The organism is Ruegeria sp. HKCCD7251 (assembly GCF_013031165.1).
Taxonomy (GTDB): Bacteria; Pseudomonadota; Alphaproteobacteria; order Rhodobacterales; family Rhodobacteraceae; genus Ruegeria.
Genome location: NZ_WPZC01000006.1, coordinates 134,315 through 157,977 on the forward strand (window position 1 = coordinate 134,315; position 23,663 = coordinate 157,977).

25 protein-coding genes and 1 pseudogene are annotated in these 23,663 nt (G+C 58.4%); 9 read left to right on the forward strand and 17 right to left on the reverse strand.

The annotated features are described in order from the left end of the window. Window positions 1-22: 22 nt before the first annotated feature. The 6 genes and pseudogenes from GOX75_RS15310 to GOX75_RS15335 all read right to left on the reverse strand — a co-directional run bounded on the left by GOX75_RS15310 (window position 23) and on the right by GOX75_RS15335 (window position 3,707). The gene (locus GOX75_RS15310; protein ID WP_171124504.1) at window positions 23-814 is read right to left on the reverse strand and encodes a DUF1217 domain-containing protein; all 792 of its coding nucleotides are present in this window, start codon (window positions 812-814) and stop codon (window positions 23-25) included. Next, window positions 811-1,212: a flagellar biosynthesis repressor FlbT gene (flbT, locus tag GOX75_RS15315; RefSeq protein WP_171124506.1), complete on the reverse strand. Its 402-nt coding sequence runs from the start codon at window positions 1,210-1,212 to the stop codon at window positions 811-813. The genes GOX75_RS15310 and flbT overlap by 4 nt, the downstream gene beginning before the upstream one ends. After that, the gene (gene flaF / locus GOX75_RS15320; protein ID WP_171124508.1) at window positions 1,212-1,586 is read right to left on the reverse strand and encodes a flagellar biosynthesis regulator FlaF; all 375 of its coding nucleotides are present in this window, start codon (window positions 1,584-1,586) and stop codon (window positions 1,212-1,214) included. Before flaF ends, flbT begins: the two co-directional genes overlap by 1 nt. A gap of 78 nt (window positions 1,587-1,664) precedes the next feature. After that, window positions 1,665-2,873, reverse strand: a pseudogene (locus GOX75_RS15325) (flagellin). Window positions 2,874-3,082: 209 nt separating this feature from the next. Further along, entirely contained in the window at window positions 3,083-3,442 is a 360-nt protein-coding gene (locus GOX75_RS15330) for a flagellar export chaperone FlgN (protein ID WP_171124510.1), read from the reverse strand. Next, window positions 3,432-3,707 carry a rod-binding protein gene (locus GOX75_RS15335; protein WP_254428816.1) on the reverse strand — a complete coding sequence of 92 codons (276 nt, stop codon included), beginning with the start codon at window positions 3,705-3,707 and terminating at the stop codon, window positions 3,432-3,434. Before GOX75_RS15335 ends, GOX75_RS15330 begins: the two co-directional genes overlap by 11 nt. Before the next feature lie 111 nt (window positions 3,708-3,818). Here GOX75_RS15335 and GOX75_RS15340 point away from each other — a divergent pair, with 111 nt between their 5' ends. From GOX75_RS15340 to GOX75_RS15350, 3 genes are read left to right on the forward strand one after another with little or no spacing between them, the layout of a single operon-like run. Next, entirely contained in the window at window positions 3,819-5,024 is a 1,206-nt protein-coding gene (locus tag GOX75_RS15340; protein ID WP_171124514.1) for a flagellar hook-length control protein FliK, read from the forward strand. A 1-nt stretch (window position 5,025) separates the two neighbouring features. Then, window positions 5,026-5,688, forward strand: a complete 663-nt coding sequence (locus GOX75_RS15345) for a flagellar hook capping FlgD N-terminal domain-containing protein (protein WP_171124516.1) — start codon at window positions 5,026-5,028, stop codon at window positions 5,686-5,688. After that, on the forward strand, window positions 5,666-6,613 hold the full coding sequence (locus GOX75_RS15350; RefSeq protein ID WP_371808184.1) for a phosphotransferase family protein: 948 nt from the start codon (window positions 5,666-5,668) through the stop codon (window positions 6,611-6,613). Before GOX75_RS15345 ends, GOX75_RS15350 begins: the two co-directional genes overlap by 23 nt. Before the next feature lie 2 nt (window positions 6,614-6,615). Here GOX75_RS15350 and GOX75_RS15355 read toward each other — a convergent pair whose 3' ends face one another. From GOX75_RS15355 to GOX75_RS15375, 5 genes are all read right to left on the reverse strand, one after another. Next, window positions 6,616-7,917, reverse strand: coding sequence for an FAD-binding oxidoreductase (locus GOX75_RS15355; protein ID WP_171124518.1), 1,302 nt, complete (start codon window positions 7,915-7,917; stop codon window positions 6,616-6,618). Beyond that, window positions 7,914-8,732 (reverse strand): ABC transporter permease, encoded by an 819-nt coding sequence (locus GOX75_RS15360; protein ID WP_171124520.1) that lies wholly within the window; start codon window positions 8,730-8,732, stop codon window positions 7,914-7,916. Before GOX75_RS15360 ends, GOX75_RS15355 begins: the two co-directional genes overlap by 4 nt. Next, window positions 8,729-9,619 (reverse strand): ABC transporter permease subunit, encoded by an 891-nt coding sequence (locus GOX75_RS15365; RefSeq protein WP_171124522.1) that lies wholly within the window; start codon window positions 9,617-9,619, stop codon window positions 8,729-8,731. The genes GOX75_RS15360 and GOX75_RS15365 overlap by 4 nt, the downstream gene beginning before the upstream one ends. Continuing rightward, window positions 9,619-10,746, reverse strand: coding sequence for an ABC transporter ATP-binding protein (locus GOX75_RS15370; protein ID WP_171124524.1), 1,128 nt, complete (start codon window positions 10,744-10,746; stop codon window positions 9,619-9,621). Before GOX75_RS15370 ends, GOX75_RS15365 begins: the two co-directional genes overlap by 1 nt. 68 nt (window positions 10,747-10,814) lie before the next feature. Beyond that, window positions 10,815-11,900: a polyamine ABC transporter substrate-binding protein gene (locus GOX75_RS15375; RefSeq protein ID WP_171124526.1), complete on the reverse strand. Its 1,086-nt coding sequence runs from the start codon at window positions 11,898-11,900 to the stop codon at window positions 10,815-10,817. A 140-nt stretch (window positions 11,901-12,040) separates the two neighbouring features. Between GOX75_RS15375 and GOX75_RS15380 the strand changes: the two genes are divergently transcribed. Continuing rightward, window positions 12,041-12,724, forward strand: coding sequence for a GntR family transcriptional regulator (locus GOX75_RS15380; protein ID WP_171124528.1), 684 nt, complete (start codon window positions 12,041-12,043; stop codon window positions 12,722-12,724). Window positions 12,725-12,799: 75 nt separating this feature from the next. Continuing rightward, a complete protein-coding gene (locus tag GOX75_RS15385) occupies window positions 12,800-14,197 on the forward strand; it encodes an aspartate aminotransferase family protein (RefSeq protein WP_171124530.1) in 1,398 nt (465 codons plus the stop codon). 57 nt (window positions 14,198-14,254) lie between these two features. Here GOX75_RS15385 and GOX75_RS15390 read toward each other — a convergent pair whose 3' ends face one another. Both GOX75_RS15390 and GOX75_RS15395 read right to left on the reverse strand, forming a co-directional pair. Then, complete coding sequence (locus GOX75_RS15390) at window positions 14,255-15,553, reverse strand: lytic murein transglycosylase (protein ID WP_254429644.1); 1,299 nt, start codon at window positions 15,551-15,553, stop codon at window positions 14,255-14,257. 63 nt (window positions 15,554-15,616) lie between these two features. Next, complete coding sequence (locus tag GOX75_RS15395) at window positions 15,617-16,330, reverse strand: YafY family protein (RefSeq protein WP_171124534.1); 714 nt, start codon at window positions 16,328-16,330, stop codon at window positions 15,617-15,619. 82 nt (window positions 16,331-16,412) lie between these two features. Between GOX75_RS15395 and GOX75_RS15400 the strand changes: the two genes are divergently transcribed. Continuing rightward, entirely contained in the window at window positions 16,413-17,108 is a 696-nt protein-coding gene (locus GOX75_RS15400) for a glutathione S-transferase family protein (RefSeq protein WP_171124537.1), read from the forward strand. Further along, on the forward strand, window positions 17,105-17,506 hold the full coding sequence (locus GOX75_RS15405; protein WP_171124539.1) for a DUF1801 domain-containing protein: 402 nt from the start codon (window positions 17,105-17,107) through the stop codon (window positions 17,504-17,506). The genes GOX75_RS15400 and GOX75_RS15405 overlap by 4 nt, the downstream gene beginning before the upstream one ends. Before the next feature lie 77 nt (window positions 17,507-17,583). Here the strand turns inward: GOX75_RS15405 and rnr are convergent, their stop codons facing one another. Genes rnr through dapE form a run of 3 tightly spaced genes read right to left on the reverse strand, consistent with a single transcriptional unit; the run spans window position 17,584 to window position 21,607 of the window. Beyond that, a complete protein-coding gene (gene rnr / locus GOX75_RS15410) occupies window positions 17,584-19,842 on the reverse strand; it encodes a ribonuclease R (protein WP_171124541.1) in 2,259 nt (752 codons plus the stop codon). Window positions 19,843-19,890: 48 nt separating this feature from the next. After that, window positions 19,891-20,466 (reverse strand): DUF2064 domain-containing protein, encoded by a 576-nt coding sequence (locus tag GOX75_RS15415; protein WP_171124542.1) that lies wholly within the window; start codon window positions 20,464-20,466, stop codon window positions 19,891-19,893. 1 nt (window position 20,467) lies between these two features. Continuing rightward, entirely contained in the window at window positions 20,468-21,607 is a 1,140-nt protein-coding gene (gene dapE, locus GOX75_RS15420) for a succinyl-diaminopimelate desuccinylase (protein ID WP_171124544.1), read from the reverse strand. 208 nt (window positions 21,608-21,815) lie between these two features. On the opposite strand from dapE, the gene GOX75_RS15425 reads away from it, so the two are divergent. Continuing rightward, window positions 21,816-22,874, forward strand: coding sequence for a transporter substrate-binding domain-containing protein (locus tag GOX75_RS15425; RefSeq protein ID WP_171124546.1), 1,059 nt, complete (start codon window positions 21,816-21,818; stop codon window positions 22,872-22,874). 6 nt (window positions 22,875-22,880) lie between these two features. Here the strand turns inward: GOX75_RS15425 and GOX75_RS15430 are convergent, their stop codons facing one another. Next, window positions 22,881-23,225 carry a hypothetical protein gene (locus GOX75_RS15430; protein WP_170388822.1) on the reverse strand — a complete coding sequence of 115 codons (345 nt, stop codon included), beginning with the start codon at window positions 23,223-23,225 and terminating at the stop codon, window positions 22,881-22,883. Between the two features lie 97 nt (window positions 23,226-23,322). Between GOX75_RS15430 and GOX75_RS15435 the strand changes: the two genes are divergently transcribed. After that, window positions 23,323-23,658 carry a cupin domain-containing protein gene (locus GOX75_RS15435; RefSeq protein ID WP_171124548.1) on the forward strand — a complete coding sequence of 112 codons (336 nt, stop codon included), beginning with the start codon at window positions 23,323-23,325 and terminating at the stop codon, window positions 23,656-23,658. The last annotated feature ends 5 nt before the right edge of the window (window positions 23,659-23,663 follow it).

A 23,663-nucleotide genomic window follows, 5' to 3' on the forward strand; every position in this document is an offset into this window, starting at 1 on the left:
TAAGACGTGCGCGTTGATGAATTCAGCCCCCAAGAAGAATTAACGCAGTTTGTGCGGGTGATATCGTGCTTTGGAGCTGTGCGACCTGGCTTCGCGCCAGGAATTGGTCCGTCAGCCGATTGATCGCCGCCTTATCCGAAAACTGCGCCAGATCATCTGAACCAGTGAGACCTTTTAACCTGTCCTTGAACTCAACAAGCTGTTTGTCGATATACAACTGAGCAAAGCTTGAAGGAAGGCCAAGCGCTGTTTCCATCATGTTGCGCAATGGCGGCAGGCCCATCAAGTCGAACCATTTGGTGTCAGCCCCACTTTCCTGAACTGCCAATTCCGCCAGAGCATGTTGCGCATACAGTGATATGCGCATTGTCTCATCACGCTCACCCACGGCGACCTCAAACCGTGAGACCAAGTTGTCCTGCGCGATATCTTCCATAAAACTCTGAAGACCGGTTCGGCGAATTTCACCCGGACCCAGACCGAAAGCCTCGGAAAATTCGCGATATCGTTTGTCCGACAACCGATTGGACAGCGCGTCCTCGGCGGATGTGCCGTCAGACAGCACTTTTTGAATGAAAAAACGGTTATTCAGATCACCTTCCAAACCGAAAGCGCCCAGCGCCGCCTGCAGCAACCGGCGATCCGAGACCAGATCTTCGGCTGTCAGAACCTTCCCGATGTTTTCCAGAAAATACCGGGTTTCTCGTTCATTCGCCTCCGACGCGGAAAAACTCTCTAGCTGTGCGTCATAACTACGCTGAAGAAAGCGCCACCCCACGATGCCCCCGACCGGTACAACAGGTTGAAACGTCATTGCCGGTAAGCCATCAACCGCTCTTCCCTCGGCAGCAGCGCGCGAAGAGACTTAAGACACTTGTAATACTGCTCTGCCAGCAGCGCGTCAGTGGCTTCCGAAAGGACCTTGCGGCTGTCTGCATCCGTGAACACCTGGCTCAACTCTTCAACGCGGCGCAATAATTGCTGTCTTGCGTCCTCAGGCTCCATGTCTCCTGACAAGACTAGCTGCGCGGCATAGCACATGCGGCGCACAGGTGTATTGACCTCGTCAGGGTGAATAGCATCGCGCAGGCGCAAGACATTCGCTTGCGGCGTCATAATTGAAAACCGACTGCGCCGATCCCCGTTTTCCAAGACGACTCCGTTGATCAACACCCGCTCTTTTGGGGCGAGTTTCAAAACCAGCCCGCCCATTAAGTTGCCCTCATCTGTCGCAAACCGCGCAGGACGGCCATGTTGATTTCAAGCAACGGATCGACACTTGCCTTCTTTCCCAACACCTGACTGCTGTGCTGCTCGGTGAACTCGGCCAGATAGAAAATCCGCGCGCGCAGTTCGTTCGGAAGAGCATTTTCTGAATCCGCAACGCCGCTAGCCAGAACTGACCACAAACGACGATTTTCATGCAATGCCTGAACAAATCCGCCAAAGTCGGATTTCTGTCGGGCGGCAGCGGCTTTGAGGCGATGTGTGATTTTCGAAATGGCCTCGTATTCGGTATCCCGTGGCGTACGTGTCGGAGCCGCGGTTTGGGCATAGGCGCGGTGTGCCATGGTTTGCGGTGTCACTTGAAATCCTTCCAATAGTCCGTCTTTTGGCAATCAGAGTCGGGGCGCCTTTCTAACGCCCCGACCAGGGTTTTAAGATTAACGGAACAACGACAGGACCGACTGCGGAGCCTGGTTCGCGATCGACAGAGACTGCGTGGCCAACTGCTGTTGAACCTGCAAGGCCTGTAGACGGGCCGAGGTCTCTTCTATGTCGGCGTCCACCAGCGAGCCGATACCGGACTTAAATGAATCTGCCAGATTCGAGATGAACTCTTTCTGGGTTTCAATCCGGCCCTGCGACGAGCCAAAGGCCGCCGAGGCGTCAATAGCGGTGTCGATCAGACCTTCGATGGTGCCCAGAGCAGCGGTTGCGCCCGCTGCGGTGGATACATCGATGCCAGCCAGCGCACCCAGACCGCCGGAACCGGCATTGGCAAACTGGCCACTGACAGTCAGGTCATTGCCACCAGCGTTAGTGAAATCAAGGGTGCCCGGCGTGCCGCTGTCATAGTCCACGGTCAAACCGGTGATGCCCAGATCATCAATCTTGCCTTTCAGGGCAACGGCAACGATATCAGCCGTGGTTGTTGCCGCCGCATCGTCTGCAGTCACGGTGTAAGACACAGTCTGATCGCCAACGGTCAGGCTGACACTGTCCCCGGCAGCAAAGGCCGTGGCGTTTTCTGCAATTTCAATCTGCTCGTTGCCGCCACCATTATCCAGCGCGATAGCTACAGTATCACCGTTTGCAGACGCCCCCGCCTAACTGCCCGAGAAGATGTCATTGGCTGTGTAACCACCAACCGACAGATCCTGTCCAGCTACGGTGATCGACGAGGCGGTCACGGCACCAGTCGAATCGCGGTCCAGCGAGGACAAGATCGAGGCCGAGGCCGCCGATCCGTTGACAAGGTTGAGCCCGTTGAACTGGGCTGCCCCAACAACGGCAGTGATCTGATCGCGCAGGGCGGTCACGTCCGCATTGATTTTGCCGCGATCCACGTTGTCTTCCTGCGCCGCGACGATCTTGCCCTTCATCTGGTTCAGAAGGTCGGTCACAGTTTCCGAGGCATTCCGCGCCACCGCAACGGTCGATTCAACCAGCGCCAGACTGTCCTTGATCGCGTTAAAACCCTTCACATCGGATTCCATGACTTTCGAGATGGCCCAGACTGCCGAATTGTCCTTGGCCGTCGCCACATCTTTACCGGTCGAAATCGCATTCTGGGTCGTGGCCAGGTTCTTGTTGACCGATTTCAGGGTTTGCAGCGCAACCGTAGCGCCGTTGTTGGTCAGAATGGACATAACGTCTTCCTTTTTTCGTATGGGCCCTTTGTGCCCGTGCCAACCCCGCACCACCTGCGGGCTTTAACGTCTTTCTGATCACTGCGATCGGCCGTCCGGCTGTTCGCGCCACCTGCCGTTTCAGGTGCGTCGCCACCATTGCCGCCGATCCCCTAACGGAGTGCTAAGACCCGCAATCCGGAAAATTCGGATTTGAATCAAACCCGACGCTAGGCGCGTTTCTCCAACGTGGCGTTGCTGCGAACCGCAAAACCCTTGCGTTGCCCGTCGGCGCTGTAGGTGCTGAGCTCGTTTCGAACGCGGCGAAGTTCGGCCATACGATCGGCAACGGCCCGAATCCCGTCGGCCGCACTGTTAAGAAGCGCCTGATTCCTTTCGACCTTCCTCTGAAGCCGAACAAGTTCATCGCTTTCCCGAACCGGAAACTGGTTGAGCGCGCCAATCAACTTTTCCTTTTCGGGCATCATTTGACCCAACCGATCCAGATCGCCCTGCACAAGCGCGTTCCGCTCAAGATCCAGAACCTCTTCAAGTGAGGTGATCACGTCAGACTCGGATTTACTCGGCATGGGCCTTCTCCATCAGGGACTGGAACAAAACGTCTTGCAGGCCGACCCCACCGGCCTTGGCCAACTGATGCGCCTGCTGCTGAACCAATAAAGTCGAAAACTGGTCCTCACCGGCCCCACCGCCAAAAGACTGGCGACCCTCGCCCAGCCCTGCGGATTTCAGCATCTCGGTCAGAAAAGTTGCCTCAAGCTCAACCGCTGCGGTTTTTAGTCTTTCGACCGAGGACGCGGGCATTGGTTGGGAAACGGGGACAGATACTTTCATCACTTTCTCCGAAATTTGCATCGAACTTTGTCGAACAAAGATGAAAGCGGTTAAAATAAACGTAACTTCCTGCGGTCAGATTTCGGTTCACACAACCGGAGTCGGAGCAAAATGCCCAACCCTCTTTTGACAGCGATCGCCCCGTCCAACGCCAATGCCAAATCCGGCGGATCGTCCACTGATATGCCTGAGCAAAAGGCGGAAAGATCGTTTGAAGCCGTTCTGGAAGAACAGATCATACAACAGGCTGAAGACGCCCATCCTGCTGAAGATCCGGTTCCGGAAACCGGGGGGGACTCGTCGGAAACGGTCGAAGACGGCGAGCCGATGGACGCAACACCTAACATCGTGGCCATTCCAGATGTCGCGTCGCGACAGGTTTCATTGGCCGAACCAAAGGGCGAGGTTCAGGGCAATAACCTTGCCGTTTGGGCGTCCAGCGACCATTCAAACGATTCTGTTTCGGACCAACAAAACGGGGTAGAAATCGCGTCAGGCGGCTTTTTCAAAGGCCACCCTGACGTTTCTGCAGATGATCCTGTGACAGAGGTTCAGCCTGTCCGAACGGAAAGCCTAGCGCGTAACGCTCCAGCGTCTGCTGAGGGTAGACTCTTGCACAGCGCAAGGTTTGGTATGCAGCCCACCCCGGACCAAGCCAGGCCCGCACCCGCTGAGTTGCCGAAAACGGATGCTGTTCCCAGCCCTGAGACAGCGGACGGCACACCGCAGGTAAAGGCCCCTTCCGCGCCGGACAAGGCGCAGCAATTCGTCCAAATGCAATTGATGGCAAAGCAGGACACCCAAGCTGAGGCTGAGGTTCCGGACATGGAGGCACCTCAACAGCTAAGGGACAATTCCCCTTTGCAGACTACTCGGGAACCCACCTCAGCCGTGCATGCACTTGGGGCAAACGTTCGCGCTGAAGTGGCGCGCGCCATTGCCGGGCAGATGGCCGCCGTCATACATACGCGACGTCAGGCCGGGGCGATAGAAATAGCATTGAACCCCGAAGAGCTGGGGCGCGTTTCTATCGTACTGAATGGCCGCGACGATGGCGTCCACCTGACAATCGCGGCCGAGCGCCCGGAAACGCTGGACATCATGCGCCGCCATATTTCCGTTCTTGAGGCAGGGTTCAGGGCCCTTGGTTTCGGCGATCTGTCTTTCGACTTGGGATATTCATCTGATGCCCAACAGAATGGTCAGGACGACATGGCCCAATCGCCATTTGAACCAGAGCGGGAGGCCCCCTCCCCTTCAAATACACAGGTCCCATCGCGCGTTGGTGCGTCTGGGCGCATCGACATAAGGCTTTGACATGATCAATCCGACCACCTCCACCATGCAACCCGGCGCTCAGACACCGGCCTCTCAGCCTCAGACAACGGGGTTAGAATCAGATTTTGAGACATTCCTTTTGATGCTGACCGCTCAGGCGAAAAGCCAGGACCCACTGGAGCCTTTGGATTCATCGGAATACGCGTCGCAACTGGCACAATTTTCAATGGTCGAGCAGCAGGCACAAACCAACGCGTTGCTGTCCGGCCTGTCCGTGTCGATGGGCAATGTCGGGTTGGAACAACTTGCGGGCTGGGTTGGAATGGATGTGCGATCGGCCTCGGCCTTTCAATTTGACGGTGCGCCGGTCAAACTGTTCGCGCAACCCGACGTCGCCGCAAGCTCAGCATCTATCGTGGTTCGGGACGCCAATGGAACGGTCGTCGACCGCGTCCCGGCATCGCCCAGCAATTCCGAGTTCGTGTGGACCGGGGCAGACAGCGCTGACAATTCAGTTCCTGCAGGGACCTATTCCGCCACGTTGGAAAGCTATGATGGAGAGGATCTGCTGTCCGACCAGACAGCATCAGCGTATAACCGCGTCGTCGAAGCACAGGCCGTGGATGACGCGCTGTTGCTAACGCTGGAAAGCGGGCAAGTTATACCCGTCAGCCTGGTAAGTGCCGTACGATCTGGAACTTGATCTGACGGCCAAGGCAGGCCAAAGCTTTGCCAGATTCGACTCGCTTACAGAACTGGTGAACCTTCTGCCCGACCAAACCGCCCCACCACGTGATCTTGTTGACCACCTCCGCAGCACGGGCATTGTCGACGCCAGTGCCCGGTTTCGGACATTGTATGGGGGCCGCACCAATCAGGTCTGGAAGGTTCTGGGCGGTGACGGGGACAAAGTGCTGAAACTCTATCGGTCCAAGCTGCGCAACCCGCTGTTTCGCAACGACGCCGAACTGGAAGCCCGATGCCTGAATGCGCTGGAACCGATGGGCTTTGCGCCACGCCTGCGGGCAACGGGCAAACACGACAACGGCCTTTGGGTGTTTTATGATCACGCGCCCGGGTCACCATGGCAGTCAGAAACAACCTGCGTTGCCGCTTTGCTGCGCAAACTGCACATGCTGAACATCTCGATAGACGTGCCCTCAGGGCGCAACGGCAGCGCCGATCTTGCGCATCAGACGCAACAAATTCTGGACATGTGCCGTTCGGATCAAAAGGCACAACTTGCGCGATTGCGCCCTGTCAGCCCGGTGCCTGCAACAAACCACACCTGTTTGGTTCACGGTGACCCGGTTGCCGGAAACATACTGGTGGATGCAACGGGGCTGACGCTCATTGATTGGCAGTGTCCGGCCCGTGGCGATCCCTGCGAGGATATCGCACTGTTCCTGTCGCCCGGGATGCAACAGCTTTATCGCGGTGCCCCGTTGCGCGCAGCCGAAGAGGCGCAGTTCCTGTCTGCCTATGACCAACCTGAGATAACGCACAGATACCGCGAACTACAAAAGTGGTTTGCGTGGCGGATGGCGGCATATTGTCTGTGGCGCATAGAAAATGGTGCGAGCGATTACTCAGCCGCATTGGATTTGGAAATCGCAGCCCTTGGGTAATATCAAAGATCGGCAAGCGACATCATTGCATATGCCGGTGGAAGCAAAGCACGCCGCCAGAACCCAAGAGGGAAACGGCCGGGAATTTGGCCAATCACCTCTGGCAGCCCCGCATCCTGCCCCAAGACCAGTCGGGACAGGGCACGCCCGCAATAGGTGCCCATCGCGACACCATTTCCGTGATACGCAAACCCGGCAAATAACCCTGATTGCCCCGGCACCGCCCCGGCAAACGGAGTCAGATCGCGGGACAAACACACCATGCCGGACCACATATGCGTGACGTCGACATGCGCCCATTCGGGGAACATCTTCCGAAAGTCCGATTGAACCTTTTGACGAATTGCAGCTTCGGCCCTGGCCGATGACCGCAAACCACCGCGCATACCGAACAGGAACCTCCGGTCCGGCATAAGACGGAAGTAATGCAACAGGTTGCGCGTATCGTATGACATCTGATCCGTGGTCCAACCTTGAGCCTGCAGCTCACCCTCGGACATTGGGCGCGTCACAAGAACCGTTGACTGGGTGGGCATGTAGCGGCCTGCCATCCAGTTTGGGATATCTTCGCTTGAATATCCGTTGGTGCAGATCAGAACATTTTCAGCGCGCACCCGGCCTGCCGCTGTACGAAGGTCAAAACCGCGCGCGGATTTCTGTAGGGCGTGCACACCAGTTTTCTGAAACAGCTTCGCACCGGCCTTAGCTGCCGCTTTCGCAAGTCCGAACAGGTATTTTCTGGGGTTCAGGCCGAAACCGACCGGATTGGTGTATCCGCCGTAAAACGCCCCCCCGATGCCAAGCCCGGGAAGGTCCTGAGCCTCGTGCAGCACTCCGGATGCGTCTGCGTTTCGGCGAAGTTTTTCCATTGCACGCGCGGTGTGGGCCAGTTGGGTTTCCCCTTTTGAATGGGTGTCCGCATTGATCCCGTGGGCGTCCAACAACTCGGCAACAAGGTGAACCGCCTCTGCTTCTGCCGCGTCATAGCGTTCAGCAGCCGGGGCACCGTAAATCCGCGCCATCGCTTTGTGGCTGAGTTTCGAGCCACCGAGACAGCAAAACCCACCATTCCGGCCCGACGCGCCCCAACCGGGTGTTTCAGCCTCGAGCACGGCAACAGAAACCCCGGCGTTAGCCAGATGCAGGGCCGCAGACAGACCTGTGAACCCTGCCCCGACGATGGCTATGTCGACACTCAGATCGCCCTGCAGGTCCGTCCAATCCGGAGCGGCGATTGTCTCGTCCCACCAACAGCCCTCACGCGGGCCGGAGCCATAGGTGTAATCCGGGAACAGCCGTTTCATTCGGTACGGGCCGCCGCCATCTCATCCTGTTTCTGCCGCATCATGGCGCGTTTTGTGACCAAAGACGCGGTGATGACGCCCACGGTCACAACAGCAATCATCAACGTCGACAGCGCGTTGATCTCGGGGCTGACCCCCAGACGCACGGCCGAGAATATCTTGATCGGCAAGGTTGTCGCCGACGGCCCCGAGGTGAAGGACGCAATCACCAGATCGTCCAGCGACAGGGTAAAGGCCAGCAACCAGCCCGAGATCACGGCAGGCGCAATGATCGGCAACGTCACCAGGCGAAACGCTTGCGCGGGCGAACAACCAAGGTCCAGAGCGGCCTCTTCAAGCGACTGATCGAACGTCACCAAACGCGACGAGACAACGACCGAGACGAAACACATCGAAAAGGTCGTATGCGCCAGCACGATGGTCAGGATACCGCGATCCAGTCCGATGCCGATGAACAACAGCAACAGCGATAAGCCCGTGATCACCTCGGGCATGACCAGCGGGGCGTAAATCATGCCGGAAAACAGCGTGCGCCCAAAGAACCGCCCGCCACGTACCAGCACATAGGCCGCGGCGGTACCCAAAACAGTCGCCAGCGTTGACGAAAAGACGGCCACCCGGATCGTGACCCAGGCGGCATCCAGAAATGCCTCGTTCTGGACCAGCTCACCATACCATTTGGTCGAGAATCCGGCCCAGACGGTGACCAGTTTGCTTTCGTTGAAGGAAAAGATGATCAGGATGATCATCGGGATGTAGAGGAACGCAAATCCCAGTGTCAGCGAGACCGCGTTGAACCAGCTTAGCCTGTTCATTGCTCGGCCTCCGTCTGTTTCTGCTGGTTGCGCTGGAACAGCACGATCGGGATCACGAGGATCAGCAACAGCACAACGGCCACGGCGCTGGCAACGGGCCAGTCGCGGTTCGAGAAGAACTCCTCCCACAGCACCTTACCGATCATCAGCGTACCCGAACCGCCCAGAAGCGAGGGGATCACGAACTCACCGATCACCGGGATCATGACCAGGAAACAGCCCGCGATGATACCGGGGCGCGACAGTGGGATCGTCACCAGCCAGAATGCCTGCACGCGCGAACAGCCCAAATCTTCAGCGGCCTCGATCAGAGATTCATCCATCCGCTCCAGCGCCGAATAGATCGGCAGGATCATAAACGGCAGATAGGTGTAGACGATCCCGATATAGACCGCAGTCTGCGTGTTCAAAATGGTCAGCGGGGTCGAAATGATGCCCGTCCAAAGCAGAAGCTGGTTCAAGTAACCTTCATTCGACAGGATGCCCATCCACGCGTAAACGCGGATCAGGAATGAGGTCCAGAAGGGCAGGATCACCAGCATCATCAGCGTCGGTCGCCATTCGACCGGCGCGCGGGCCATACCATAGGCGATGGGATAGCCCACCAGCAGCGTGAAAAACGTGGAAATCACAGCGATCTTGACGCTGGACAGGTACGCCTTCCAATACAGGTCGTCCTCGGTCAGCCAGATGAAGTTCTCAAAGTCCAACTGGCTGAAGAAATCCTTTATCCCCGCCCAGCCCTGCGAAAAGTCCAGAGTCGGTGTATAAGGCGGAATCGCCAACGCGATATCCGACAGCGAGATTTTCAGGACGATGAAGAACGGCACCAGAAACAGCGCTAGCAGCCAGACATAAGGAATGGCGATCAGGAACGCGCGGCGCATCAGTCGGCCAGCAGAACCGCAGCCGTTGCTGTCCAGGACAGCCAGACCGGGTCTTCCCAAGTGAATGAACGGCGTGAGATGCGGCGGGTATTGGCCGTCTGCGCCTTGATGATCGTGCCGTTGGGCAGCTCAACGTGATAGGTGGACAGGTTGCCCAGATAGGCGATGTCATGCACCTTGCCCTGCACAGCGTTGATCGCATCTGCCGGACGGTCGGCGGAAATCGTCACCTTTTCGGGTCGGATCGCCAGATGGCAAGCCTGCCCCTGCGAAAGCCTGTTGGCCGAGGTCGCTGTCAGCGGGGCCTGCCCTTCGGCCCAGTCGATCTGATAGGTATCCTCGCTATTGGCGGAGGCACGGCCCTCGATGATATTCACGTCTCCGATAAAGTCGGCGACATAGACCGAGTTCGGGTTCTCATAAATCCGATCCGGGGTAGCGACCTGCATCAGTTTGCCCTGATCCATAACGGCCACGCGGCTGGCCACGGTCATGGCCTCTTCCTGGTCGTGGGTCACGATGACAAAGGTGGTGCCGGTCTTTTCCTGAATATCCATCAGTTCAAACTGCGTGTCCTGCCGCAGTTTCTTGTCCAACGCACCCAGCGGTTCGTCCAACAGCAGCAGCTTGGGCGCCTTGGCCAGAGACCGGGCCAGCGCCACCCGCTGCCGCTGCCCGCCCGAGATCTGGTGCGGTTTGCGGCGCGCAAATTGCGTTAGCCGGGTCAGGCGCAGCATTTCCTCGACCCGATCTTCAAGATCGTGCTTGGGCATGTTGTCCCGGCGCAGGCCGAAAGCGATGTTTTCCCAGATGCTGAGGTGTGGGAACAGCGCATAGGACTGGAACATCATATTCACCGCCCGTTTGTTCGGCGGGATCGGGTCGATATCCTGACCACCCAGCATGATGTGGCCTTCGGTGGGCGTTTCGAACCCCGCCAGCATCCGCATCATCGTGGTCTTGCCGCAGCCTGATGGCCCCAGCAGAGCGAAGAATTCTTTCTCGAAAATATCCAGAGACAGGTTGTCGATCGCCGTAAAGTCGCCAAATCGTTTGGTGACATTCTGGAACTGGATCAAGGGTTTCGCCTGCGGGTCCTCCCACGGCGCAAATACTTCAGAGTTCACTACGGCCCCCGTTCGGCAATCTGGAAAAAGGGCAAGGCGGACATGCCGCCCTGCCTTGGTAAATCGGATCAGGTGCCCGATTTGATCTTGGTCCACAGACGGGTCACGACCCGCTGCGTTTTCGCCGGATAAGGCGTGGTGATGTAGAGGTTCTGCATCGTCGCATCATCCGGATAGATCGCCGGATCACCGATCACGTCTTCCTCAAGGAACTCTTGCGACGCCTGGTTGCCGTTGGCGTAGTACACATAGTTCGACGCCGCAGCCATGTTGTTGGCATCCAGAATAAAGTTCAGGAACTTGTGCGCGCCTTCAGGGTTCGGAGCATCCGCCGGAATCGCCATCTGGTCGAACCACATCAGCGAGCCTTCGGCAAACGGGTGGTATTCGATCTCGACCCCGTTATCGGCCTCGGCCGCACGGTCACGCGCCTGCAGAATGTCACCAGACCAACCCACGGCCACGCAGATATCGCCATTCGCCAACGCATTGATGTATTCCGAGCTGTGGAACTTTTGGATATGCGGGCGGACACTGGTCAGAACTTCTTCGACCTTTTTGATGACGTCCGGATCATGGCTGTCCGGGTCTTCACCCAGATACTGCAAAGTCATCGGGATCATTTCCGCTGGTGCGTCCAGGAAATGCACACCGCACGCAGCCAGCTTTTCCATGTTTTCTGGCTTCAGCACCAGATCCATGCTGTTCAGGGCAACATCGTCGCCCAGCGCCTCTTTGACCTTGGCGACATTCACACCGATACCGGTGGTGCCCCACATGTAGTTGATCGAATAGGCGTTGTTCGGGTCGTATCCGGCGGTGCGTTCCTGAATGACGTCCCAAAGATTGCCCGAGTTGGACAGTTGTGACGCGTCCAGTTCCTGAAACGCTCCGGCCTGAATCTGACGCTGAAGGAACGTGCCGGACGGGACAACCACGTCATAGCCCGACCCACCAGCCAGCATTTTGGTCTCCAGCACTTCGTTGCTGTCAAACACGTCGTAGATGAGTGTCAGACCGGTTTCTTCCTCGAATTTCGTCAGAAGCTCTTCGTCGATATAGTCGGACCAGTTGTAGACGCGCACTTCTTCGGCGAAGGCTGCCGAAGTCCCCAGTGCGATGGCCGCTGTCATGGTCAGCGTTTTGATTGACATTTTATTCTCCCTGCAAGTGTCCGGGTATTTTCCCGTTTTTTTGGATTTGATCAAGTTTTGCGTTTTCCCCCGATCCCGCGTATGGTTTCACGAGGTCAGGCACCTGGCAAGTCAGCATCATTGGAAACAGGGCAAACCAATTGGATTTGATCAAAAATAAGGCGGTCGGGTCGTCCGGCAGTGGGCCAAAGCGGCCTGCACACGAACAGGTTTATCATTCACTCAGATCGCAGATCATGTATGGCGATCTGGTTCCCGGGCAGCCCGTCACCATTCAGGGACTGACTGATTCGCTAAACGCCGGAATGACCCCCGTGCGTGAGGCTATCCGGCGGTTGATTTCCGACGGAGCACTGGTGTTCCAAGGAAATCGACGGGTCAGCGTGCCCATGCTGTCAACGCGTGACGTCAAGCAGATGATTTATGCAAGAATATCAATAGAATCAGAGCTTTCACGGCAGGCAACGGCCAATCTAACACCTGCGGACGTCGATCATTTGGAACGCATTGATCAACAGTTGGATCAAACAATCGCCGATGGGGATGTCAGCGGCTACCTGCGTTTGAATCATCTGTTTCACGAAACGCTATATGCTCATGCCGACGCGCCGATTCTCAATGATCTGGCGGAACGCCTGTGGCTCCGGTTCGGGCCGTCCCTGCGTGTGGTCTGTGGCCGATTCGGAACCCAGAGCCTTCCTGACCGCCACAAGGATATTATCCGGGCGCTTCGTGATCAAAACGCCGATCTTGTTGCAAAAGCAACCGCTCAGGACATCGAACAGGGGATGGAGCTCATGGCGGACTCACTTGCGAACGTCTAGATCAGCGCGATTCGATTGACAGGGAAAAATTTGATCATATTGTGATCACCAACCGCTCTTGCAGGAGATTCCCTGATGTCGACCATCACCAATCACATGCCAACCGCCGAATTGCAGGCGCTTGACGCAGCCCATCACATGCATCCGTTTTCAGCCAATGGCGCGCTGGGGAAAGAAGGCGCGCGCGTCATCACCCGTGCCAGGGGCGTCTATCTGACTGACAGTGAAGGCGAAGAAATTCTGGATGCCATGGCGGGCCTGTGGTGCGTAAATATCGGCTATGGCCGCGACGAACTGGCCGAGGTCGCCGCCCGCCAGATGCGAGAGCTGCCCTATTACAACACCTTCTTCAAAACCACACATGTTCCCGCCATTGCGCTGGCCAATAAGCTGGCCGAACTTGCGCCCGGCGACCTGAACCATGTCTTCTTCGCCGCTGGCGGGTCCGAGGCCAACGACACCAATATCCGTCTGGTGCGGACCTATTGGGCCGAAAAAGGCCAACCCGACAAGAACATCATCATCAGCCGCCACAACGCCTATCATGGTTCGTCCGTCGGTTCGGCCTCGCTTGGGGGCATGGCCGGAATGCACGCGCAGGGCGGCATTCCGATCCCGAACATCCACCACATCAACCAGCCGAACTGGTGGGCCGAAGGCGGCGACATGTCGCCCGAAGACTTTGGCCTGGCCCGTGCGCGCGAGTTGGAAGAGGCGATTCTTGAACTGGGTGAAAACCGTGTCGCGGCCTTCATCGCCGAACCCGTGCAGGGCGCGGGCGGTGTAATCGTGGCACCTGACACCTACTGGCCCGAAATCCAGCGTATCTGCGACAAGTACGACATCTTGCTGATCGCGGATGAGGTGATCTGCGGGTTCGGCCGCACCGGCAACTGGTTCGGGTCACAAACCGTGGGTATCCGCCCGCATATCATGACCATCGCCAAGGGCCTCAGTTCGGGCTACGCGCCCATCGGTGGCTCAATCGTCAACGATGAGATTGCCGAAGTCATCGGCGGAACCGAGTTCAATCACGGCTACACCTATTCCGGCCATCCGGTTGCGGCTGCCGTTGCGCTGGAGAACCTGCGTATCCTTGAAGAGGAAAAGATCGTCGAGCACGTCCGCGACGTCGCCGCGCCATACCTCAAGGAAAAGTGGGAGGCGTTGACCGATCATCCGCTGGTGGGTGAGGCAAAGATCGTTGGCATGATGGCCTCGATTGCCCTGACCCCGGACAAGGCCAGCCGCGCCAAGTTCGCCTCGGCCCCCGGCACAGTAGGCTATATCTGCCGCGATCGTTGTTTTGCCAACAATCTGATCATGCGCCACGTTGGCGACCGTATGATCATTTCGCCGCCGCTGATCCTGACTCCGTCAGAGATCGACGAGATGTTCGTGCGTATCCACAAATCGCTGGATGAGGCGCAAACCGACATCATCGAACAGGGTTTGATGAAAGCCGCATCATAAGTGGCATTTGACCTTGTTTGGGAACTGAAACGGGCGGCTCTTTGGAGCCGCCCTTTTTCAACGCATACGTTCCAGAAGTGTCAGGCTGGGATACCCATCGGGCAAAAGCCCTTGCGCCAGTTGATAGGCGCGAACGGCGTTGATCGTATTCGGTCCCGTCCGCCCGTCGATGCCTTGTGTATCGAAACCTGCTTGGGTCAGCCGCGTCTGCAGTTCCTTTTTTTCGGTAAAACTCAGCACGCGGTCGCCGCGCGGCCAACCGGCCTGAAACGGGGCACGTCCGGACAGGCGGTCTGAAAGATGACCGATACCAATCACATATGCATCTGCCCCGTTATACGCCTCGATCACGCTGAAATTATCGAAAATCATAAGCGCAACGCCCTGTCCGCCCGCAGGTAGCAGGATCGCGGCCTGCCCATGATCCGCCACGGCTTCGCCATTCATCGCAGTCACACCCCGCGCCGCCCATTCAGATGGCAACAGAGTGTAATCTCGCTTGGCAGTAGAAAAATCGAAATCACCGGGCAGGCGCACCTCAACGCCCCACGGCAGCCCTTTCGTCCAACCATGGCGCGCCAGATAAGACGCGGCAGAGGCCAGCGCATCCGTCGGGTCATCCGACCAGATGTCGCGTCGGCCATCCCTGTCAAAATCCACGGCGTGATCCAGATACGAGGTCGGCATGAACTGCGTATGCCCCATCGCCCCGGCCCAGCTTCCGACCATGTTATGAGGGCTGACATCCCCGGCCTCAATGATCTGCAACGCGGCAATCAACTGGGTTTCAAAGAACCGCGCGCGACGCGCATCAAACGCAAGCGTGGCCAAAGATCGGATGGTGTGGTCACTTCCCCTGAAGGATCCAAAGGATGTCTCAAGCCCCCAGATCGCGGTCACAACCTCTTTTTCAACGCCGTACTGCGCCTCAATCCGGGTCAGCGTATCGCTGTGGCGCTGCAATCCTGCGCGGCCATCCGAAACGCGCCGATCCGAGACCGCCGCGTCCAGATATTCCCAAATGGGCTTTGAGAATTCCGCCTGATTGCGGTCCCGTTTGATGACGTCCTTGTCATATGTCAGACCCTCCAGAGACCGGTCCAACGTCGCAGCGGAAATGCCCTGTTCAAGGGCGCGCTTACGAAAGGCACCCAGCCACGCCTGAAACCGCGCGTTTCCTTCGGTAGACACCCAATACTCCTTGGCTGGTGGTCGAACGACCGGTCGGATCGAGACCGTTACATCAGCCGAAGCCAACTGCAAGATCTGCAACCCGTCTGACTTTTCCTGCGATTCCGCCTGCACTATGGATGCCCATAATGCAGCGGTCATGACGCCGCCTATGCATTTACGCATTCCGATTTTTCCTGATTACTGCTCATCCACAGAATAGCGCAAAACCGCGCTTCGACAAAGCGGTCATGTGTTCTGTTCGCGATCTTTTGCTTCCCGCTCGGCCCGTATCTGAGCCAGCGCTTGCCGCAACATAGGAACGCGATTTGGCCTAAAGCTATCGTCTGTTACGAACATTTCGCGCATGCGATCCAAACGAAAGACCCTGAAATCCTGTCTCAGATGGCACCACGACAGCAGAACGCTGGCGCGATCCATATAGACAATACTAAGCGGGTCCACCCTTCGGCGCGTTTCCTCGCCTTTGCCGTCCGTATAGGCAAAATCAATGGTGCGCTCGTCCCATGTGGCCCGCCGCAGATCGGCCACTTCGATTGTAGGCTTGGCCGGGCGTACAAACCGGGCGGCGGCGAGTACCGCGTGACTTAACCGATGAGATTGGCGCGACGGCAAACGGCCCTGCAGTTTTCGAAGCGCGTCACCGGCGGCTTCGGCCAACCCCGGATCACCGATCGACTGCACCTCGCGCAGGCCAAGAACCAAGGCTTCCAATTCATCATCGGTAAAGCCCAATGGCGGTAAGGTCGCGTCTTCGATCAGGGTAAACCCGAACCCCGCCTCTCCGTCAATCACTGCGCCCAAACCACGCAGCGCGCCTATGTCACGATGAACGGTACGGGCTGAAACACCCAAATCCTGCGCCAATTGCACCGATGTTTTCGGCGTTGGGCCAGAGCGTAAGGCTTGCATCAACTGGAACAGACGGGCGGTGCGGGACATAGCGCAAGTTACCGTAGTCCTAATGACAGTTTTTGTCATCAGCTCAACGTAACCAAGTGGCGTCCAACCAAGGGAGATGCCAATGTTGACCTTACTGACCTTTCCAGCCGCTTTTGGGTCTTTCAGCGCCAGCCCATTCTGCGTCAAGACGGCCCTGATGCTGCAATACTCAGGCCAACGCTGGCAGCGATCCGACTTGCTGAACCCCAGCAAAATGCCCCACCAAAAGCTGCCCGTCTTGCGCACACCGGACCGTCTTTTGCCCGACAGCGACCTGATCCGGGATTGGCTGGAATCGCAGGGCGCCGATTTCGACAAGGCGCTGACTGACGCGCAAAAGGCGCAGTCCCGCGCCCTGATTCGTATGGCCGAAGAGCATATCTATCACCACATTGTACTGGATCGTCGGGGCAACGATGAGGCATGGCCGATTCTGCGCGACACGTTCTTCACTGAAATCCCAGCGTTGATCCGCAGGCCTGTGACCAACGCAATTCGCCGGTCGGTGCTCAGGCGTCTGGACGGGGTTGGTGTATCGAGATTCTCAGAGTCCGAACGCCGAGGACGTCTGGAACGCGACCTCGAGTCGATTTCCGCGTTGCTTTGGCAATCTCCCTTCCTGATGGGAGACACCCCCACGGCAGCAGATATGAGCGTAGGCCCAATTCTGGCAGCGATGCGCGCAACACCGGTAGAAACGCCGCTGACCCGGCGAATCAAACAAGATACGCTGCTCAGCAGCTATATCGACCGCATAGAACAGGCGATTCCCGTATGATGCCCTTCAAAGACCCTGCCGTCGAAGCCTTGTTCGACGCCTTCCCCCAGAGCACCCGCAAAGGTGCGCTGGCGCTGCGGGATCTGATCTTTGAAACCGCCCAGACGCTGCCCGACACGCACCCCATGCAAGAGGCTCTGCGTTGGGGTCAACCAGCCTATCTTGCGCCCAAAGGGTCAACACTCAGGCTGGGAGGGCACAAGTCTGCCAATTTCGCTTTATTTGTGCATTGCCAGACACGGCTGATCGGCGACTATAACTCGGTCTTTCCCGGCGAAGACCGGCTGGACGGCAATCGCGCGGTCCTGTTCGATCACCCCGGGCAGATCGACGCAAACCGCCATGGTTGGCTGATTGCCAGGGCGCTGACTTATCATGTTACAGAGAAAACCAGATGAATTTGGATCGCTTTTCGCATTCAGGGCAAAGCCAAAAGGCAACTAAAAACGATACGACATATTTCTGAAACGCGTTTTCACCTCTGACGGCGTTTGCGTTCGACCTTGCGCTTGATCTTGTCTTTTTTGCGCTTGTTGCTGGCTGCCTTACGGCGAGTACCACGTTTCGCAAGGCCCCGACCACGCGGCAGGGCCTGATCGTCGATTGAGAGCAGTTCCAGTTCCAACCCGCCAGTCACCGGCGTCGCCTGTGTCAGCCGTACAGTGACTCGTTGGCCAATGGCGATGATCAGCCCGGTGTCTGATCCCATCAGCGTCCCGGCCTCGCGGTCAAAATGGAAAAATTCACGCCCCAACGAGCGCACCGGCACCAGACCGTCAGCCCCGGTTTCGTCCATCTTCACAAAAGCGCCGAACCGGGCAATACCGCTGATGCGGCCCGAGAACTCATTGCCCACCCGCTCGCTGAGATAGGCAGCCAGATAGCGGTCGGTCGTATCACGCTCGGCCATCATTGAGCGGCGTTCGGTGTCCGAGATATGGGTGGCGGTTTCGTCCAGCCGCGCGATTTCATCCTCGGTCAGCCCGTCCTTGCCCCAGTCATGCGCCGAGATCAGCGCCCGATGCACGATCAGATCGGCGTAACGGCGAATGGGCGAGGTGAAATGCGCATAGTTGCGCAGCGCCAGCCCGAAATGGCCGAAATTTTCAGGGTTGTAATACGCCTGCGCCATAGACCGCAGCGTCGACAGGTTAATCAGTTCGGCATCCTCGGTCCCGGCGGCGGCATTCAGCAGCGCGTTCAGATGCCGGGTTTGCAACACCTGCCCTTTGGCGAGGTTCAACCCCGCCGCCTGCGCCGTTTCCCGCAGGCTTTCCAGCTTTTCGGGCGCAGGTTCTTCGTGGACCCGGAACAGCAGCGGGCGGCGTTTGGCGATCAACGTTTCAGCCGCGGCAACATTGGCGAGGATCATGAATTCCTCAATCAGCTTGTGCGCGTCCAGCCGGTCGCGGAAGGCCACGCTGGTCACTTCGCCCGCATCGCTGAGCACGATCTTGCGCTCGGGCAGATCCAGCTCCAGCGGTTGCCGTTCCGCCCGCGCGGTTTTCAGCGCGGCATAAGCGGCATAGAGCGGCTTCAAGACCGTATCCAGCAAAGGCCCGGTGCGGTCGTTTGGGGTGCCATCAATGGCCTCTTGCACCTCGGCATAATGCAGCGACGCGGCGGATCGCATCAGCCCCCGCACAAAGCGATGGCCGATCTTGTTGCCCTCGGCGTCGATCTGCATCCGCACCGCGATACAGGCGCGCGGGACGCCTTCGTGTAGCGAACACAGGTCGCCCGACAGCCGGTCCGGCAGCATCGGCACCACGCGGTCGGGGAAATAGCTGGAATTGCCGCGCTTGCGCGCCTCGCGGTCCAGCGCGGTACCAGGCTGCACATAGGCAGCCACATCAGCGATGGCGACCCAGATCACATGGCCGCCGGGGTTTTTCGGGTCGTCATCGGCATGGGCATAGCAAGCGTCATCATGGTCCCGCGCATCCGAAGGGTCGATGGTCAGCAGCGACATATCCCGCAGGTCTTCGCGGCCCTTCAGGCCAACCGGTTTGGCCTTGTCCGCCTCGGCGATCACCTTGTCGGGGAAGTCATCCGGGATACCGTGCTGGTGAATCGCAATCAGCGACACCGCCTTAGGCGCGGTCGGATCGCCCAGCCGTTCGACAATACGAGCGCGCGGCAGGCCCATGCGGTTCTTGGGCCCGGCCTGTTCAGCCTCGACCAGTTCGCCATCCTTGGCTCCCAGAACGGCACCATCTGCAACCAGCCATTCGGTCGAGCCTGCTTTGTCGATGGGCACGATCCGCCCGCCCTCGGCCCCTTTGCGGAAAATGCCGACGATCTTGCGAGGGTTGGTGCCGATCCGGCGGATCAGGCGGGCCTCGTAGTTGTGGTCTTCCTCATGCACCACGGTCAGGCGGGCCAAAATCCGGTCGCCCTCGCCCAATGCAGGGTCGCTGGCGCGGGTGATCAGCAAGACGATGGGCTCGACCCCTTCGCCATGCCATTCCAGCGGACGAGCGAATAGATCGCCATCGGCGTTCGGAGCCTTCACCTGCAACACGCTGACAGGCGGCAGACGATCCGGGTCGCCATAGCTGCGTTTGCGTTTTTCCAGATGGCCCTCGGCCTCAAGCTCGCGCAGGATGCGTTTTAAGTCGATCCGCGCCGCGCCCTTGATCCCAAAGGCTTTGGCGATATCGCGTTTCGAGGTCAGGGTGGGGTTCACCGAGATCCAGTCAAGGACCTCCTGCTTGGTGGGGATACGACTCATGTATTTGGCGTAACACGGGCGTGCGACGGCGTCATGACCAAAAACGGATCAGGGTTTCAGATCGGCCACCGTGTCAACGTCTCGCAACGGGTTCAGCAGCGCCACGCGCTGACCGGGGACAGAGGACAGCGTGTCCGCCAGTGCATATTCGGTGGACCAGCGCACATTACGGAACAGGCCGCTGGGCAGCGCGCCGTATCGCTGCGCGCCCACCAGCCAATAGCCACCGTCGTGCGCAGGACCAAATGCCATCTGCGCCGCCCCCAGCGACTTGAAGGCCCCTGCAATATGAGTACGCGTAATGCCCGGAATATCTGCGCCGACCAGGCAGACCGGCCCCGGCGGCATCCCGCGCAGCATCCGGCCCATCCGATCGCCCAGATCTCCGCGCCCCTGCGCGGCGCGTGGCAGATCAGCAGGCCAGATGGGGCTGATCAGCCCCTCGCGGTCGGGCGCGACTGCCAGCACGATCTGCCAACGCGGGTCGCGCAGGCGTCGGATCAGCGAACGGGTCTGATGGCGAAACCACCACGCTGCCCCGACCATGCCGATATCGCGGCCCAGCCGGGTTTTTACCCGCCCCGGGCGCGGCTCTTTCACCATGATGACCAAACTACGCTGCATGTCAGGCGAAATAGTCCCGCAGGATGCGCGTATAGATCGCCTTGAGCTGTTCGATCTGCGCTACCTCAACGCATTCGTCCACCTGATGCATCGTGCGCCCGACCAGACCGAATTCCACCACCGGGCAGTGGTTCTTCACAAATCGCGCGTCCGAGGTGCCACCAGTGGTCGACAACTCAGGTTTCACGCCCGTTTCCGCCTCAACCGACTTGGCAACAAGATCAGGCAAAGGGCCGGGGGGTGTCAGGAAGCTTTCGCCTGAAATCTTGATCCGCAGGTCGATCTCAACCCCGAACGCCTCCGCCACCGCAGCGGCCTCGGCCCGCAGCCAATCGCTGAGGCTGGCCCCGGAATGCAGGTCGTTGAACCGGATATTCACCGCGCCGGTACATTGCGCGGGGATCACGTTGGTTGCCGGATTACCCGTGTCAATCGTGACCACGGCCAGCGTCGAGGCGTCGAAGTGATCCGTCCCCTGATCCAGTTCGTGACTGGACAGACGATCCATCAACCGCGCCATTGCGGGCATCGGATTCTTGGCCCGGTGCGGATAGGCCGCGTGCCCCTGCACGCCAGTCACGGTGAACCAGATATTCATGGACCCACGGCGGCCGATCTTCATCATCTCGCCCATCGTATTGGGACAGGTCGGTTCACCCACCAGACAAACCGACATCTTCTCGTCCGCGCGTTCCATATAGTCCAGCAACGCGGTCGTCCCGTCCACGGCGTCACCTTCTTCGTCGCCCGTAATCGTCAGGATCACCGCCCCGTCCGGAGGTGTGTCCCGCACGAAATCAACGGCAGCCGCAGCAAAGGCCGCAACACCGGACTTCATGTCCGTCGTTCCGCGGCCATACATGACACCATCTTTGATCTCGGCCCCGAAGGGCGGCATAGTCCATGCGGCCTCATCCCCAACCGGAACAACGTCGGTGTGACCGTTAAACCCAAAGCTGCGCGCATGTCCTTTCGCGCCCCAACGGGCAAACAGATTGCTGACGCCGCCCCGGTCCACGCGCGTGCACTCGAACCCGGCGTCGGACAGGGTGCGCTCAAGCAAGACAATGGCACCGCCTTCTTCGGGTGTGACCGAAGGGCAACGGATCAGGTCTGCCGTGAGTTCTACCGGATCTGTCATTTCTCGCCCTTTCTGATTGTGGCTTCGCAGGATCGCGCACAGATTCAACGAATTGGGTGAATTGCCAACCCCTACACCCCCATTTCCCGCGGCTTTTTTGCATAGGCCTCAGTTTGATATCTCAATAAAACATGCCCGTTTACCCCAAGACCATCTTGCCGCCTTGTTCAAAACTGAGTTACAGGGCGGCGAAACAGGTAAATTGACGATGAAACGAGTCCTTTTCGCTTTGATCTGCCTGACTTTCGCCGTTCTCGCACAGCAAAGCCAGGCCCAGACGCTGTCGGTCGCAACCGTGACCCGTACCCCATTTTCCTATGTAGAGGATGGGGCACAGACCGGTTTTTCGATGGATCTGCTTGCGGCGCTGTCCGAGTCCCTGAACTGGGACTACGAGATCAACCGAGTCGAGGCTTTTGGCGAAATGCTGGGGTCGGTTCAGGACGGGTCTGCTGATCTGGCCATCGCAAATATTTCGATCACCGCCTCACGCGAAACCCAGATGGATTTCAGCCAACCCATTTTCGAGGCTGGTTTGCAGATCATGGTCCCGTCTGACGCTGTGCGGCGACCGTCACTGCTGCAGGCATTGCTATCGGTCGAGTTGTTTATCGCCATCGGGCTTGCCTTTGCGATCCTTCTGGGTGGCGGCATGCTGATGTGGATATTCGAACGCCGCTCGCAACCCTATTTCGACCGCAAGTTGGACGAAGCATGGTTCCCGTCCTTCTGGTGGGCGCTGAACCTTGTGGTCAATGGCGGGTTCGAGGAACGGATGCCGCGCACCCCGTTTGGTCGGCTGTTGGGTGTTGTTCTGGTCGTATCTTCGCTGTTTATCGTATCCGTTTTCACCGCGCGGATTACCTCTGTGATGACCGTCGACGCCATCAGCGGCAATGTGAATTCGGTCAATGATCTTTACGGAAAGCAGGTTGGCACGATTTCCAATTCAACCGCAGCCAATTTCCTGAACAGGCGCGAGATCGAGTTTGTCGGCTACGACGGGTTGGACCCATTGCTTGACGCCTTCAAGAATGAAGAGCTCGATGCGGTCGTGTTCGATGCCCCGATCCTGGCCTACTTTGCCTCACATGAAGGGCGGCGGATCGCATCGGTCACCGGTGGTGTTTTCCTGCGCGAAAATTACGGGATCGCTTTCCCGACGGGCTCGCCTTTGGTCGAGGACGTCAATCAGGCGCTGCTGTCTCTGCGTGAGGACGGCACCTATGACGAGATTTATCGCAAGTGGTTCGGGGTGCGGAACTAAGGCGGCCTAAGCCGGTTCCTCATCTCCGAAAAACGGTGTCATCTGCGCGACGATAACCGCGTTCTCGTCCAGCGCGCGCTGCATCAGGGCCCGCTCATCAGGATCAATGTCGTGGCCTTGCGCCTCACGCTCGGCCAGAGTGCCATAGCCGGTCACATCCAGAGGCGCCGTGTCCGCCTGCTTCAGGATCGCCACGGTCTCGCGCACCGCCTCGGCCTCATCCACACCACTGGCGAAACACATCAACGCCGCCCCGGTCGCGCCTTCGGGCAGGCCGTCGCCATCCTTGCGACCGATCTGCACAAGCAGGGTGTAAACTTGCTGACGGGACGGTTTCTTTTGCTTTTCCATGCGGGGGCCATAGCCCCGTGCACCTTCCCGGTCAAGCGATTGCGCTGACGCATGCGCATCGTCATAGTGGCCCCGCCGTTAGTCAAAAAGGTGCTTCATGACATATCCAGATTTCATCACCGATTTTCCCAGCCTCGACGTGCCCTTCCCCGAGGACGTCGTGCAAACCGCCGTGATCCGGTCCGATGCCGGACTGGTGGCGTTTTTCACTTTCCTGAAGGATTTTGAACTGCCCCCGCATTCGCACAAGGCCCAATGGGGAACGGTAATCGAAGGTGAGGTTGAACTGACCATCGGGGATGAAACGCGAACCTACCGCCCCGGCGACAGCTATACGATCCCAACGGGCGTCGAACATGGCGGCAAAATCAAAGCCGGGTCTCGGGTGATCGACGTGTTCGAAGAACCCGACCGCTATCCGGTAAAAGGCTAACAAAA

Coding starts and splice junctions, on each gene's coding strand:
- GOX75_RS15310 (WP_171124504.1), bottom strand. CDS start 814: ATGACGTTTCAACCTGTTGTACCGGTCGGGGGCATCGTGGGGTGGCGC.
- flbT (WP_171124506.1), bottom strand. CDS start 1,212: ATGGGCGGGCTGGTTTTGAAACTCGCCCCAAAAGAGCGGGTGTTGATC.
- GOX75_RS15330 (WP_171124510.1), bottom strand. CDS start 3,442: ATGCCGAGTAAATCCGAGTCTGACGTGATCACCTCACTTGAAGAGGTT.
- GOX75_RS15335 (WP_254428816.1), bottom strand. CDS start 3,707: ATGAAAGTATCTGTCCCCGTTTCCCAACCAATGCCCGCGTCCTCGGTC.
- GOX75_RS15340 (WP_171124514.1), top strand. CDS start 3,819: ATGCCCAACCCTCTTTTGACAGCGATCGCCCCGTCCAACGCCAATGCC.
- GOX75_RS15345 (WP_171124516.1), top strand. CDS start 5,026: ATGATCAATCCGACCACCTCCACCATGCAACCCGGCGCTCAGACACCG.
- GOX75_RS15355 (WP_171124518.1), bottom strand. CDS start 7,917: ATGAAACGGCTGTTCCCGGATTACACCTATGGCTCCGGCCCGCGTGAG.
- GOX75_RS15360 (WP_171124520.1), bottom strand. CDS start 8,732: ATGAACAGGCTAAGCTGGTTCAACGCGGTCTCGCTGACACTGGGATTT.
- GOX75_RS15365 (WP_171124522.1), bottom strand. CDS start 9,619: ATGCGCCGCGCGTTCCTGATCGCCATTCCTTATGTCTGGCTGCTAGCG.
- GOX75_RS15375 (WP_171124526.1), bottom strand. CDS start 11,900: ATGTCAATCAAAACGCTGACCATGACAGCGGCCATCGCACTGGGGACT.
- GOX75_RS15385 (WP_171124530.1), top strand. CDS start 12,800: ATGTCGACCATCACCAATCACATGCCAACCGCCGAATTGCAGGCGCTT.
- GOX75_RS15390 (WP_254429644.1), bottom strand. CDS start 15,553: ATGCGTAAATGCATAGGCGGCGTCATGACCGCTGCATTATGGGCATCC.
- GOX75_RS15395 (WP_171124534.1), bottom strand. CDS start 16,330: ATGTCCCGCACCGCCCGTCTGTTCCAGTTGATGCAAGCCTTACGCTCT.
- GOX75_RS15400 (WP_171124537.1), top strand. CDS start 16,413: ATGTTGACCTTACTGACCTTTCCAGCCGCTTTTGGGTCTTTCAGCGCC.
- GOX75_RS15405 (WP_171124539.1), top strand. CDS start 17,105: ATGATGCCCTTCAAAGACCCTGCCGTCGAAGCCTTGTTCGACGCCTTC.
- rnr (WP_171124541.1), bottom strand. CDS start 19,842: ATGAGTCGTATCCCCACCAAGCAGGAGGTCCTTGACTGGATCTCGGTG.
- GOX75_RS15415 (WP_171124542.1), bottom strand. CDS start 20,466: ATGCAGCGTAGTTTGGTCATCATGGTGAAAGAGCCGCGCCCGGGGCGG.
- dapE (WP_171124544.1), bottom strand. CDS start 21,607: ATGACAGATCCGGTAGAACTCACGGCAGACCTGATCCGTTGCCCTTCG.
- GOX75_RS15425 (WP_171124546.1), top strand. CDS start 21,816: ATGAAACGAGTCCTTTTCGCTTTGATCTGCCTGACTTTCGCCGTTCTC.
- GOX75_RS15430 (WP_170388822.1), bottom strand. CDS start 23,225: ATGGAAAAGCAAAAGAAACCGTCCCGTCAGCAAGTTTACACCCTGCTT.
- GOX75_RS15435 (WP_171124548.1), top strand. CDS start 23,323: ATGACATATCCAGATTTCATCACCGATTTTCCCAGCCTCGACGTGCCC.